Here is a 13,418-nt window from a genome sequence, read left to right on the forward strand (position 1 = left end):
GATGATCCTCGACGATCTGGGCGAACAGCTCGCGTTCCACCTGCGCTCGTTCGGGGCGGTGCCCCGCACGCTGCGGCGCTACCCCCGCGAGATCGTCCGGCTGCTGGCCGAGGTGAGCTTCGGCTCGGGGGCGCTGGCCGTGGTCGGCGGGACGGTGGGCGTGATCTGCTTCATGACGTTCTTCACCGGTACCGAGGTGGGGCTGCAGGGCGATCAGGCGCTGGAGCAGCTGGGCAGCAGTGCGTTCGCCGGCTTCATCTCGGCGTACTTCAACACCCGGGAAATCTCGCCGCTGGTGGCCGCGCTGGCGTTGTCCGCGACCGTCGGCTGTGGGTTCACCGCACAGCTGGGCGCGATGCGCATCTCAGAGGAGGTCGACGCGCTCGAGGTGATGGGGATCCCGTCGCTGCCCTTCCTGGTCACCACCCGGATCATCGCCGGCTTCATCGCGGTGATCCCGCTCTACGTCATCGGGCTGCTCTCCAGCTACCTGGCCACCCGTACCATCACCACTATCTACTTCGGACAGTCGACCGGCACGTACGACTACTACTTCCACCTGTTCCTGCCGCCCGGCGACGTGCTCTGGTCGTTCGGCAAGGCGCTGGTGTTCAGCCTCATCGTGGTGCTCATCCACTGCCACTACGGGTACCGGGCCACCGGCGGCCCGGCCGGCGTGGGCCTGGCGGTGGGGCGCGCGGTGCGCCTGGCCATCGTGGCGGTCAACGTCGTGGACTTCTTCCTGTCCCTGGCCATCTGGGGCGCCACCACGACGGTACGGATCGCGGGGTGAGCGGGGTGGTCTACCGGCACCGTGCGCTCGGCCTGGCCTTCGCCCTGCTGCTGGTGGGCGCGCTGACGCTGTCGGTCCTGGTGTACCGCAAGGCGTTCACGCCGGTCGCGTGGATCACCGTGCGCACCGACCACACCGGGTTGCAGCTGTCCGAGGGCGCGGACGTGAAGCTGCGCGGCGTACTGGTCGGGCAGGTGCGCGACATCTCCGCCAACGGCGGCCGGGCGACCCTGCGGCTCGCGCTGAACCCGTCGAGCCTTCCGGAGATTCCGGCCAACGTGAGCGTCCAGTTGCTGCCCGACACGCTGTTCGGTCAGCGCTACGTGTCGCTGACCGAGCCGGCCAGGCCGTCTGCGGGCAGGCTGCGCGCGGGCGCCGTGATCGGCCAGGACCGGTCCACCTCCGCGATCGAGCTGGAGAAGGTGCTCGACGACACGCTGCCGCTGCTGCAGACGATCCAGCCGGACAAGCTGGCCGCCACCCTGGGCGCGATCGCCGACGCGCTGCGGGGCGAGGGCGACGAGATCGGCCGCGACCTGGCCTCGCTGGACCAGTACCTGTCCGCGCTGAACGGGCAGCTGCCCGCGCTGCGGGCCGACATCACGAAGCTGGGCACCGTGCTGTCGACCTACGACGGCGCGCTGCCCGACCTGATGAGCATCCTGAAGAACGTCACGGTGACCGCGAACACGATCAGCCAGCAGCGCGGCCAGGTGGCCGCGTTTCTCGACGACGCCACCGACTTCGCCGACACCACCCGGTCGTTCCTGGACAGCTACGGCGACCGGATCATCCAGGTCGGCAAGGTCAGCGCCCCGCTGCTGCAGTTGCTGGCCACCTACTCCCCGGAGTACCCGTGCCTGCTCGCGGGGGCGGTGAAGCAGGAGCCCGACATCGCGCAGGTGTTCGCCTCGGGCAAGATGCACATCACGCTGGAGATCACCAACAGCAACGGCGCGTACGAGCCCGGCAAGGACGCCCCGGTCAACGGCGCGACCAACGGCCCCAACTGCCGGGGCCTGCCCGATCCGCGGGTACCCGCGCCGCAGGTGCGGCTCGACGACGGCTACGACTACGGCGCCTCGCGGCTGGCGGCGAAGCTGCCGGTGAGTCTCAACCTCGCGCCGATGGGGTACGCGGGCACCCAGGAGGAACAGGCGCTCATCAAGCCGCTGGTGGCGGCGCAGACCGGCACGTCCCCGGACGATGTGCCGCCCGTCGCCGACCTGCTGTGGGGCCCACTGCTGCGCGGAACGGTGGTGAACGCGGGGACATGAGCGCCATTCAGAGCCGGAAGGTCGCCGGGCCGCTGGTCAAGCTGCTCGTCTTCGCGGCGGTCACGCTGGTACTGACCGGGGTGCTGGCCAGCACCCTGGGATCGCTCTCGCTCGGCGGCGGGACCGTGTACCGGGCCAGGTTCGCCGACGTGACCGGCGTGCTGCCCGGCGACGACGTGCGCATCGCCGGGGTGAAGGTCGGCCAGGTCACCAGGGTCGGTCTGGTGGACAACAGGGTGGCGCAGCTGACGCTCAAGCTGAGTCAGCCGGTACCGCTGCCCACGACCGTGCACGCCACCGTCAAGTACCTCAACCTGATCGGGCAGCGGTACGTGGAACTCGCCGAGGGGCCCGGCGGCCGTGCGCTGTTGCCGCCGGACGGGCTCATCCCGCTGTCGCAGACCACCCCGGCGCTCAACCTCACCGTGCTGTTCAACGGCTTCCAGCCGCTGTTCACCGCGCTGAGCCCGCAGGACGTCAACTCGCTGTCGTACGAGATCATTCAGGTGCTTCAGGGGGAGAGCGGAACCGTCAGCGGCCTGCTCCAGCACAGCGCGTCACTGATCAGCACGCTGTCCGACCAGGACACCGTCATCACCAAGGTGATCGGCAACCTGAACTCCGTGCTGGCCACGCTGGACAGCCGGCAGGGCGAGCTGTCGGACACCATCTCCCAGCTGCAGCAGTTCGTCTCCGGGTTGGCCGCCGACCGCACCGCCATCGGCCAGGCGATCACCAACATCGACGGTTTGACCACGGCCACCGGCTCGCTGATCAAGGACGCCCGGCCGAGTCTGAGCGCCGACGTCTCCGGGCTCGGCTCGCTGGCCAGCATCCTCAACGACAACACCGACGTCATCAACACCACGCTGTCCACGCTGCCCGGCGAGTACCAGTCGCTGACCCGCACCGCCTCCTACGGCTCCTGGTTCAACTTCTACATGTGCGACTTCGACGGCCGGGTGGCCCTGCCCGGCCTGGGCGCGGTCAACCCGGTGACGTTCAACTCGACGGCGGCCGCCTGCCGGACCGGGGGGTCGAAGTGAAGCCGTTCCGCGAGCGCAACCCGATCGTCATCGGCGCGATCGGGCTGGTCGTGCTCGTCGGGCTGGTGGTCGCCGCGTTCAACGTCGACGACCTGCCGGTGATCGGCGCGGGCACCACCTACCGGGCCGCCTTCCGCGACGCCAGCGGCCTGGCGGCGGGCAACGAGGTGCGGGTGGCCGGGGTGAAGGTCGGCAAGGTCAGCTCGATCGGCCTGGCGCAGGGCCCGGGCGGCGCCTACGTGCGGGTCGCGTTCCGCGTCGACGATCGCGGGCTGCGCCTGGGCACCGGCACCGAGGCCACCATCCAGATCAAGACCGTCCTGGGCCAGAAGTACCTGGCCCTGCAGCCGTCCGGGACCACCCGGCTGCGGCCCGGTGCGCAGATCCCGCTGAACCACACCGCGTCCCCGTTCGACGTGGTGCAGGCGGTCAACGGGCTGGCCGGCACCCTGCAGCAGGTCGACGCCGGCCAGCTGGCCCAGGCGTTCGACGCGCTGTCCACGACCTTCGCCGACACCCCGGACGACGTGCGGACCTCGCTGTCCGGCCTGTCCAAGCTGACCGCGTCGATTTCCTCCCGCGACGACCAGCTCCACACGCTGCTGTCCCACGCCAACGGCGTGACCAGCGTCCTGGCCCAGCGTGACGACCAGCTGCGCACCCTCGTGCAGGACGGCAACCTGCTGCTGAACGAGGTCAGCGAACGCCGGGACGCGATCCACGAACTGCTGGTCACCACCAACGAACTGGCCACCCAGATCTCCGGCCTGGTGGCCGACAACCGCACCAAGCTCGCGCCGGCGCTGACCCAACTGCGCCAGGTGCTGGCCACGCTGCAGGCCGACAGCGGGAAACTGTCGGACACCCTGAAGAACCTGGCGCCGTTCATCAACGCGTTCACCAACGTGCTGGGCAACGGGCGCTGGTTCGACTCCTGGCTCAACGGCCTGCTGCAGCCGTACACCCCGACGCTGGGAGGCAAGTGATGCGCCGCGGCCGGATGCTGGTCGCCGCCGGCCTGACCGTGGTGATGGCGGCCGGGGTGGGCCTGATCATCCTGGGCACCCGGACCCCGACCCGCACGCTGGTCGCGCACTTCGCCAGTTCGGTCGGCATCGCCGCCGGCTCGGACGTGCGGGTGCTCGGCGTGAAGATCGGTACGGTCACCTCGGCGCGTCCGGAGGGCACCGCGGTACGGGTGGCGATGCGGTACGACGCCCGGTACAAGGTGCCGGCGGGCGCCTCGGCGGTGATCGTCCCGCCCAGCGTGGTCAGCGACCGGTACGTCCAGCTGACCCCGGCCTACACCCGGGGCGCCCTCCTGGCCGACGGCGCGGACCTGCCGGAGTCCAGGACGTCGGTGCCGCTGGAGATCGATGACGTGTACCGCGCCCTGAACCAGTTCGACCAGGCGCTCGGGCCGGGCGGCGCCAACGCGAACGGCGCGCTGTCCAACCTCGTCGGCACCGGCGCGGCCAACCTCAAGGGCAACGGGGCCAACCTCGGTGACTCCCTGGACAACCTCTCCCAGATCATGTCCACCCTGAACGACAGCAAGGACGACCTGTTCGGCACCGTCACCAACCTGCAGAAGTTCGTCACCGCGCTGGCCGAGAGCGACCAGCAGGTACAGGAGTTCAACTCGCAGCTCGCCTCGGTCGGCCAGCAGCTTGCCGGCGAGCGCGACGACCTCGCCACCCTGCTGCGCAACCTGTCCACCGCGCTGGCCGACATCACGACCTTCGTGCGGGACAACCGCTCCCAGCTGGCGTCCAACGTGAGCGCCCTGAGCGACGTCTCCGGCGTCCTGGTGCGCCAGCAGCAGGCGATCATCGACGTGCTCAACGTGGCACCCACCGCCCTGTCCGATCTCAACCTCGCCTACAACTCCCGCTCCGGCACCCTCGACACCCGCGACGACGCGCTGGGCCCCTACGACCCGGCCAGCTACGTCTGTTCACTGCTGGTCGGCCTGGTGACCCAGCAACAGGTTCCGCAGGAGTGCGTGGCTCTGGCCCAGACCCTGAACGCGGCGCACCTGCCGCTGACGGATCAGCTGCGCAAGCTCCTCGGATTGCCGCCCGGACCAACCTCCTCGCCGGGCGGCGCGCCCGGCACACCCGACTCCGGCTCCTCCGGAAGTACGGGTGTGCCGGGCTCCTCCGGAGGTCCCGGGGCGCCGGGCGCCTCCGCAAGTCCCGGTGTACCCGGTCAGCCCGAGGACGTCGCGCCGGGCGATCCCACGCTCGGCGGCATCCTGAAGGTGCTGAAATGACGGCCCGCCGCCCACCACCCGCCGGATCACCGCTCGCCTCACCGCCGGTCACGGGGCCGGCCGGGCCGCGAGCGCGGCCGGCAGGTGCCGTCCGGGCGGGAACCGGCCCCCGCCCGACCGGCGCCCGTCGAAGTGGCCTGCCGGCGCTCGGCCGGCGCGTGCTGGCCGCCGTACTGGTGGTCGCCGCCCTCGCCGGCGCGACCGGCTGCTCCGCCCTGCCCGGCGGCGCGCCGTCCGGCCCCGCCTACCAGGTCAGCGCCGAGTTCACCGAGGTGCTGGACCTGGTGCCACAGGCCGCCGTCAAGGTCAACGACGTCACGGTGGGCAGCGTCGAGAAGATCACGCTGTCCGGCTGGAACGCGCGGGTACGCATGAAGATCGACCGCGATGTCCAGCTGCCCGCCAACGCCACCGCCGCGATCCGGCAGAGCAGCCTGCTCGGCGAGAAGTTCGTCGAGCTCGGACCGCCCACCGGCCAGACCGCCACCGGCCGGCTGACCAACGGCGCGGTGATCCCGGTCGCCCGGACCAGCCGCACGGCCGAGGTCGAGGAGGTGCTCGGCGCCCTCGGCCTGCTGCTCAACGGCGGTGGGCTGGCCCAGCTCAAGACGATCAACGAAGAGCTGACCGACGCGCTGTCCGGCCGCGAGGCGACCGTCAAGGACCTGCTGGGGCAGCTGAACACCTTCCTGGGCGGGCTGGACGCGCAGCGCGCCGACATCACCAGGGCCATCACCGCGCTGGACAGCTTCTCCGCCCAGCTGGCGCGGCAGAAGGCGACCATCGGCGCGGCCGTGGACGCCCTCGACCCGGGCCTGACCGTGCTGGCCCAGCAGAAGGCACAGATCACCAACGCGCTGACCTCGCTGGGCAAGCTGTCCACCGTCGGCACGAGAGTGGTCGACGACAGCCGGGACGGCACGCTGGCCAGCCTCAAGTCCCTGCAGCCGATCCTCGCCCAGTTGGTGCGCGCCGGGGACGACCTGCCCAAGGCGCTGAACTTTCTGCTCGTCTACCCGTTCCCACCGAACGTCACCGGCGCCATCTCCGGCGACTTCGTCAACCTGCACGCCACCGTCGACCTGGACGGCGCGTCGATCCTGTCCAACCTGCTGACCGTCGCGCCGACGGAGTCCGATGAACCCGGGGGGTCGACAGGCCCGGGAGCGGTGAGCCCATCCGGCACCTCGCCGCTCCCGGGCCGGCCGGGCGCGCCCGCGCCGTCCGGCTCGCCGACCCCCGGCCCGTCGCCGAGCGGGTCGCCCGGCCCCAGGGGCGGTGGCGGCTGCGGCCTGCTCGGCATCCTCCTGGGATGTGGCTCATGATCACCCGTACCGTGAAGTTCCAGGTGCTCGTCTTCCTCGTGGTGAGCCTGCTCGGGGTGTCCTACGTCGGGCTGCGCTACGTGGGGCTTGGCGACCGGCTGTTCGGCGACGGGTACACGGTGCACGCCGACTTCGCCGCCGCCGGCGGCATCTTCACCAACGCCGCGGTGACCTACCGGGGAATCCCGGTCGGTCGGGTGGGCGCCGTGCGCCTCGCCGGCAAGGGGGTGCGGGTCGACCTGGACCTGCGCGGCGGCGTACCCATTCCCCGCGACCTGCACGCCGTGACCGCGGAGCGCTCCGCCGTCGGCGAGCAGTACGTGGACCTGCGACCCGACACCGACACCGGCCCGTACCTGCGCGACGGCGACACCATCCCGGCCAGCCGTACCAGCGTCCCGCTGCCGGTCGAGACCCTGCTGACCAACCTGGACGGTCTGGTGCGCTCGGTCGACGGCACCGATCTCAGCACGCTGATCGACGAGTTGGGGACCGCGTTCGAGGGCAACGAGGACGCGCTGCGCCAGATCGTCGACGCCGCCAACTCGTTGCTGGCCACCGCCAACCAGGACCTGCCGCAGACGCTCACGCTGATCCAGGACGGCAGGACCGTGCTGAACACCCAGGCCGGCTCGGCGGACGCGATCCACCAATGGGCCAGGTCGCTGTCCCAGCTCACCGGCACGGTGAAGAACTCCGACGGCGACCTGCGCCGCCTGCTGGCCGACGAACCGCCGGGCGCGACCCAACTGGTCGGACTGCTGCGCGACCTGGACCCGAGCGTCGGCACGCTGCTGGGCAACCTGATCACCGTCAACGGGATCGCCGCGGACCGGCTGCCCGGCATCCGGCAGATCCTGGTCGAGTACCCGGTCGCGGTGGCCGGCGGCTTCACGGTGGCGCCCGGCGACGGTACCGCGCACTTCGGCCTGGTGGTCAACCTGAACAACCCGCCGGCCTGCCAGTACACGTCCACGGGCGCCGACGCGTGCACCGCGAAGGAACGGGCGGCCGGCTCCGGAGTTCGGGGCAGCACCGAGGCGCCGGAGCCGTCCGGCACCGACCCGTCGCCCGCGCCGGTCGGTGCCGCGCCGTCGTCGGGTGGCGCGGGCAGTGGTGGTTCGCCGTCGGACGCAACGGGTACCGGTGCCACGGGCACGATCGACGGCTTCGATCCGGCGACCGGGCTGGTCACCGGGGCGGACGGGCTGCCGTTGCAGCTCGGCGGCACCGGCGGCCAGTACGCGCTGGCCGGCAACCAGTCGTGGAAGGAACTGTTGCTTGCCGGGCTGGCCGGTTAGGCACGCGGCCCTCGGACGGGCCGGCGAACCGGCCGACCGGCGAATCCGCGGGCCTGGCGAATCCGCGGGTCGGCGGACCGGCGAACTGGCGGGCCGGCCGATGGGTGCAGCGGCGGATCGTGGGAAGGGAGACGCGATGGACAGGCGCGAGGAGCGGGCGGCGGCGCGGGGCGGGCCGGCGACCCGAACGGTACGGCGGCGCACGGTACGCCGGATCACCGGTGCCGGTGACCCAGCCCCGGTGCGGCGGACCGTGCCCAGGTCCGCGCGCTCGACGCCGGGCGCGGACGGTGCGCTGACGGACGGCACCCTCACCGACGTCTCGCCTACCGACGTCTCGCCTACCGACGTCTCGCTCACCGACGCCACGCTGGCCACGGGCGAGCTCGGCTCGGCGATGTGGGGCGACCTGGAGCTCGGTGGCGACGTGACGCTGCCGGACGACCCGGGTGGGGACCGCCTCGCCGGAGACGACCTCGCGCAGGACGGCCTCGCTGGCGACGACCGTGCGCCGGACGACCTCGTGCCGGACGGCCCGTCGCCAGACGACCCGTTGCCGAACGCGCCCGGGGATGGCTCGGCGCCAGGCGACGCCGAGGGGGCCAGCGGCGGGCGCCCGCCCACGACCACCGGTCGGGTCACCGTTCCCCGGCCGCGGCCCAGCCCGCGCCGGCGCCCGCGCCCCTCGCCGGCAACCACATCCGGCGGCGCGGCCGTGCGGGATCCCGGTGCCGCGCCCGGCGTCGGGTCGGACGCCGGAGCCGCGTCGGCGGCCACAAGGTCGCAGACCGGGCGCGCGGGCGGCGGGGATCCAGACAGCGGGGATCCAGACAGCGAGGATCCAGACAGCGGGTATGCGGGCGGCGGCGGCGCGTCGTGGCGCCCGCGGCTGCTGGCCGGTGCGCTGGTCGTGCTGCTGGTCGCCGGGCTGGGCGCCGCCGGGCTGCTGGCCCGCGGCTGGTACCACCAGCGTCAGCTCGACGACGCGCGGCAGGCCGCCCTGGCCGCGGGCCGGCAGACCACGGTCAACTTCGTCTCGATCAGTGCGTCCACTGTGGACCGTGACCTCAAGCGCATCGCGGACGGCGCCACCGGCCAGTTCAAGGACGAGTTCGCCCAGGACACCGCGCAGGTACGCGCCGCCGTGGTCGCCAACAAGGTGAAGTCCACCGGCACCGTGCTGCGCGCCGCCGTCGTGTCGGCGAACCTGCGCTCCGCCGTGGTGCTCATCGCGATCGACGCGACCGTGAAGAACACCAGCGCGCCCGACGGTCGGCTGTCGCACTACCGGATCCAGGTCAACCTGAGCCGGGGCGCCTCCGGGCGCTGGCTGGTCGCGCAACTGCAGTTCGTCGGCTGACGGGAGCGGTCACATGGTCATGCCTTCCTTTCCCTTGCGGCGCACCATTCTGACGCTGGCCGTCGCCGTGGTGGTGGTCGCCGGCGCGGCCGGATTCGCCTGGTACCAGGCCGATCGGGCCGGCGCACGCGCCGACGCCAGGCACGGCGCGCGGCTCGCGGCCACGGCCGCGGCGCAGGCGATCTTCTCCTACGACTACCGCACCTTCGACACCGGCGTGACCAAGGCGAAGGCGTACGTCACCGGCCCGTTCGCCAAGGAGTACGCGCAGACCACCGCCAGCCTCAAGGCCACGGCCACCAAGGAGCAGGCGGTCGTGCAGGCGCAGGTGTCGTCGACCGGCGTGATCGGCGGTACCGGCGACAAGGTGGACCTGCTGGTCTACCTCGACCAGTACCGGCGCAACACCAACGTGAGCGGTGAGAAGGTCGACCAGAACCGGGTGGTGCTCACCATGGTGCGGGTCGGCCGCACATGGAAGGTGTCCGCGGCCTCGGCGATCTGAGCCACCGGGCCCCGCAATGCCGCCGTACGAGTTCGCGTCTTGTTGGCCCGTACCGAACGTGATCAACTGCTGACCGACCGGTGATCTATCGGATCGACAACTTTGACGCGCGAGGGTGGAGGTCAACGTGCGCGTACGTCAGAGAGCGGCACGGATGGTCCAGGGTGGTGTGCTGGCGCTGTTGGCGGCGGCCGCGACCGTGGTGGGGCTGGCGGGCGCCGCGGGTTCTTCTGCTCTGTCCCGGCCGGCTGGTCGTGGGGCGCGGTGATGACGATAAACAACCTCTGCGGGCCGGGCGACAGCACTCTCTACGATCTCTTCCGGCCGTCCTCCGGAGCGCTGCTGTGCTCTGTCCCGTCCGGCTGGTCGTGGGACGAGGTAACCATCGAAAGCAACGTCTGCGGCCCCGGGCCCACCCCGATGTATCGCATCGTGGCGCCGGTCGCCGGAGCGTGGGACTACGCGGTCCCGTCAGGTTGGGCGTACGACACGGTGATCGTCGAGAACGGGATCTGCGGTGCGGGTCCCCACAACGTCTACCACCTCGCGCGGCAACCCTCATTCACCGATAGGTGCGGGATCCGTAGGGATCCCGCACCTCAGTGCGTGGTCGGACCGGTCACCGAGTGTTCCGGACAGGGCAGCGGTTTCGTCGCAGTTGCGGACATGTCTGCGTGCCGGGTCTGGGGCTGGGCGTGATGCCGTAAGGTAACCGAAGTCCGACATCCGATCGCGGGAGACCCGATGGCCGAGCCCAGCGTGAGTGCGGTAGTGCTGGCTTGGAAGGACGAGCCATGGCTGACCCGGTGTATCGAGGCGCTGCTCGCCTCCACCGGGGTCGCGATCGAGGTGGTGATCGTCGACAACGGCGCCGAGGGCGGCTCGGTCCAGACGCTGGAGAAGTTCGCCGACCACCCGTTGGTGACGGTGGTGAACCCCGGAAGCAATCTCGGCTTCGCGGGCGGCTGCAACTTCGGCGCCCGCTCCGCCACCGGTGACTACCTCGCGCTGGTCAACGGGGACCTCCTGGTCGAGCCGACCACGCTGCGCCGGCTGGTCGACGTGGTCGACGGCCCCGGGGTGGGGGTGGCGGTGGCCAGCGTCCGGATGCCCGACGACGTCCAGATCGTCAACGCCGGCGCCAACCCGGTGCATGTGCTGGGCATGTCCTGGGCGGGCGGGCTGGGCAAGCCGGAGACCCGCACCGGCCTGGTCGACACCGCGGCCGCCTCCGGGGCCTGCCTGGTCACCACCCGGGCGCACTGGCAGCGGCTGGACGGCTTCGACGAGGAGTACTTCGCCTACTGCGAGGACAGCGAGCTGTCGCTGCGCACCTGGCGGCTCGGGCTGCGCTGCGTGTACGTGCCGGACGCGATAGCGACCCACCGGTACGAGTTCAGCCGCAACCCGTTCAAGAACTACCTGATCGAGCGCAACCGGCTCATGCTCGTCGCGACCCTGTGGAGCCCCCGGGCGCTGGTGGTGCTCGCCCCGGCCGGGCTCGCGTTCGAGGCCGTGGGGCTGGCCGTGGCGCTGCTGCAGGGCTGGGGTGGGGCCAAGGTGCGCGGCTGGACGTGGCTGTGGCGCAACCGCGGCCACCTGCGGGCCCGCCGCCGGCAGCTGCGCGGCGAGGGCACGGTGCCGGACCGCGAGTGGATGCGGCTGTTGAGGGCCGACGTGGATGCGGTGTTCTTCCCGCTGCCGGTGGGGCTGGGGTTGCTGAACGCGGTGATGCGCGGGTACTGGGCGGCCGTGCGCTGGATGGTGTAGGCGGCGCACCCGGTCGTCTGGTCGAAAACGCGTTGGGCCGATGCGGAACAATGATGGTGTGACGCACGTAATCGACGATCTGCAGTGGCGCGACCTGATCGCGCTCTCCACCGACCTGGATGCCCTGCGGGCGGAGCTGGCCCGGGGGCCGATGACCCTCTACTGCGGCTTCGACCCGACCGCGCCGAGCCTGCATTTCGGACATCTCACTCAGATCTTGACCGTGCGGCGCCTCCAGCTGGCCGGCAACCGGCCGCTCGGCCTGGTCGGCGGGGCCACCGGGCTGATCGGTGACCCCCGGGAGACCTCTGAGCGCCAGCTGCACCCCCGAGAGACGGTGGCGGCGTGGGTGGAGCGCATTCGGGCCCAGGTTGAGCCGCTGCTGGACTTCACCGGCGAGTACGCCGCGCGCATGGTCAACAACCTGGACTGGACCGCGGAGCTCTCCGCGTTGGATTTCCTGCGCGATATCGGCAAGCACTTCCGGGTCAACAAGATGATCGCCAAGGACGCGGTCAGCGCCCGGCTCAACTCCGACGCCGGGATCAGCTACACCGAGTTCAGCTACCAGATTCTGCAGGGCCTGGACTACCTGGAACTGTTCCGGCGCTACGGCTGCCGGCTGCAGACCGGCGGCAGCGACCAGTGGGGCAACCTCACCGCGGGTACCGACCTGATCCACCGGATGGAGGGCGAGTCGGTGCACCTGCTCGCCACGCCGCTCGTGGTGGACGCCAACGGCCAGAAGATCGGCAAGTCGACCGGGGGCGGAAACGTCTGGCTCGACCCGGAGATGACCAGCCCGTACGCGTTCTACCAGTACTTGATCAACATTGAGGACGCCTCGGTCGGGATGTTCCTGCGGCGGTTCACCTTCCTTGACCGGGAGGAGATCATGGCGCTGGAGAAGGAGACCGCCGAGCGGCCCTCGGCGCGGGCCGCGCAGCGCCGGCTGGCCGAGGAGGTCACCCGCCTGGTGCACGGCGAGACCGAGACCCGGCAGGCGATCGACGCGTCTCAGGCGCTGTTCGGGCGCGGCGACCTGTCCTCGCTCAACGCCGGCACGCTGCGCGCCGCCCTGTCCGAGGCGGGCCTGGGACAGGTGCCGGCGCTGGGCACGGTGGCGGAGCTGTTCCGGACCTCCGGGCTGTCCTCCAGCCTGGGTGACGCCCGGCGGACCATCGCTGAGGGCGGCGCGTACATCAACAACCAGCGGGTGGCCGACGGGGACGCGGTGGTGGAGCGCAGCGAGCTGCTGCACGGGCGCTGGCTGGTGCTGCGCCGGGGCAAGCGGACCGTGGCGGGGCTGGAACTCGCCGCCGAGTAGTACCTTGACCAGGCACGACGCGCCGATTTGGCACCCAACCTCGGAGGATGTACAGTACTTCCTCGGCAGGGAAACGGACGGAGAAACGGACGCGACGCGGACGGAACGGCCGGCCTGCTACCCCCGATGAAATACCGGTTCCCGCCGGTACGTTATTGTGGGGCCGAACGAACTGAAGACCTGCGAATTCGCGAAACACGGATTTGACGGTAGGAAGTCCGATCGGATAAGCTAAAAACGCAAAACGGGAAAACAAAAGAACAGAAACAGAGAATCACCCCAGATTCTTTCCCCTAACGGGGTTCCGATTTTGGTGTGTGTTTGTTTTTTGAGAACTCAACAGGGTGCTTGTAAAAGCCAGTGCCAAATATTGGTAATTTCCCCCGTCAGGGGATTTGGCAACTTTTGTTGCCAGGACAATTGTGTCCGACAAAGGTTT

11 protein-coding genes are annotated in these 13,418 nt (G+C 70.7%); all 11 read left to right on the plus strand.

The annotated features are described in order from the left end of the window. Position 1 precedes the first annotated feature (1 nt). Positions 2-793 (plus strand): MlaE family ABC transporter permease, encoded by a 792-nt coding sequence (locus ABEA87_RS36790; RefSeq protein WP_345637750.1) that lies wholly within the window; start codon positions 2-4, stop codon positions 791-793. Continuing rightward, entirely contained in the window at positions 790-2,070 is a 1,281-nt protein-coding gene (locus ABEA87_RS36795; protein ID WP_345637751.1) for an MCE family protein, read from the plus strand. The genes ABEA87_RS36790 and ABEA87_RS36795 overlap by 4 nt, the downstream gene beginning before the upstream one ends. Continuing rightward, a complete protein-coding gene (locus ABEA87_RS36800) occupies positions 2,067-3,116 on the plus strand; it encodes an MlaD family protein (protein ID WP_345637753.1) in 1,050 nt (349 codons plus the stop codon). Before ABEA87_RS36795 ends, ABEA87_RS36800 begins: the two co-directional genes overlap by 4 nt. Continuing rightward, positions 3,113-4,102 carry an MCE family protein gene (locus tag ABEA87_RS36805; protein ID WP_345637755.1) on the plus strand — a complete coding sequence of 330 codons (990 nt, stop codon included), beginning with the start codon at positions 3,113-3,115 and terminating at the stop codon, positions 4,100-4,102. The genes ABEA87_RS36800 and ABEA87_RS36805 overlap by 4 nt, the downstream gene beginning before the upstream one ends. Continuing rightward, on the plus strand, positions 4,102-5,391 hold the full coding sequence (locus ABEA87_RS36810) for an MCE family protein (RefSeq protein WP_345637757.1): 1,290 nt from the start codon (positions 4,102-4,104) through the stop codon (positions 5,389-5,391). Before ABEA87_RS36805 ends, ABEA87_RS36810 begins: the two co-directional genes overlap by 1 nt. Before the next feature lie 158 nt (positions 5,392-5,549). Next, entirely contained in the window at positions 5,550-6,716 is a 1,167-nt protein-coding gene (locus ABEA87_RS36815) for an MCE family protein (RefSeq protein WP_345637759.1), read from the plus strand. Further along, complete coding sequence (locus ABEA87_RS36820) at positions 6,713-8,017, plus strand: MCE family protein (RefSeq protein ID WP_345637761.1); 1,305 nt, start codon at positions 6,713-6,715, stop codon at positions 8,015-8,017. Before ABEA87_RS36815 ends, ABEA87_RS36820 begins: the two co-directional genes overlap by 4 nt. A 136-nt stretch (positions 8,018-8,153) precedes the next feature. Further along, a complete protein-coding gene (locus ABEA87_RS36825) occupies positions 8,154-9,377 on the plus strand; it encodes a hypothetical protein (protein WP_345637763.1) in 1,224 nt (407 codons plus the stop codon). A gap of 13 nt (positions 9,378-9,390) precedes the next feature. Further along, positions 9,391-9,882, plus strand: coding sequence for a hypothetical protein (locus tag ABEA87_RS36830; protein WP_345637765.1), 492 nt, complete (start codon positions 9,391-9,393; stop codon positions 9,880-9,882). A gap of 744 nt (positions 9,883-10,626) precedes the next feature. Further along, positions 10,627-11,652 carry a glycosyltransferase family 2 protein gene (locus ABEA87_RS36835; RefSeq protein ID WP_345637767.1) on the plus strand — a complete coding sequence of 342 codons (1,026 nt, stop codon included), beginning with the start codon at positions 10,627-10,629 and terminating at the stop codon, positions 11,650-11,652. 40 nt (positions 11,653-11,692) lie between these two features. Then, positions 11,693-12,979, plus strand: coding sequence for a tyrosine--tRNA ligase (gene tyrS, locus ABEA87_RS36840; RefSeq protein WP_425571023.1), 1,287 nt, complete (start codon positions 11,693-11,695; stop codon positions 12,977-12,979). The last annotated feature ends 439 nt before the right edge of the window (positions 12,980-13,418 follow it).

Origin of the sequence: Rugosimonospora acidiphila, from assembly GCF_039543385.1 — a bacterium.
In the GTDB taxonomy this organism is placed as follows: domain Bacteria; phylum Actinomycetota; class Actinomycetes; order Mycobacteriales; family Micromonosporaceae; genus Rugosimonospora; species Rugosimonospora acidiphila.

Coding starts and splice junctions, on each gene's coding strand:
- ABEA87_RS36800 (WP_345637753.1), top strand. CDS start 2,067: ATGAGCGCCATTCAGAGCCGGAAGGTCGCCGGGCCGCTGGTCAAGCTG.
- ABEA87_RS36820 (WP_345637761.1), top strand. CDS start 6,713: ATGATCACCCGTACCGTGAAGTTCCAGGTGCTCGTCTTCCTCGTGGTG.
- ABEA87_RS36810 (WP_345637757.1), top strand. CDS start 4,102: ATGCGCCGCGGCCGGATGCTGGTCGCCGCCGGCCTGACCGTGGTGATG.
- ABEA87_RS36835 (WP_345637767.1), top strand. CDS start 10,627: ATGGCCGAGCCCAGCGTGAGTGCGGTAGTGCTGGCTTGGAAGGACGAG.
- ABEA87_RS36825 (WP_345637763.1), top strand. CDS start 8,154: ATGGACAGGCGCGAGGAGCGGGCGGCGGCGCGGGGCGGGCCGGCGACC.
- ABEA87_RS36790 (WP_345637750.1), top strand. CDS start 2: ATGATCCTCGACGATCTGGGCGAACAGCTCGCGTTCCACCTGCGCTCG.
- ABEA87_RS36830 (WP_345637765.1), top strand. CDS start 9,391: ATGGTCATGCCTTCCTTTCCCTTGCGGCGCACCATTCTGACGCTGGCC.
- tyrS (WP_425571023.1), top strand. CDS start 11,693: ATGCGGAACAATGATGGTGTGACGCACGTAATCGACGATCTGCAGTGG.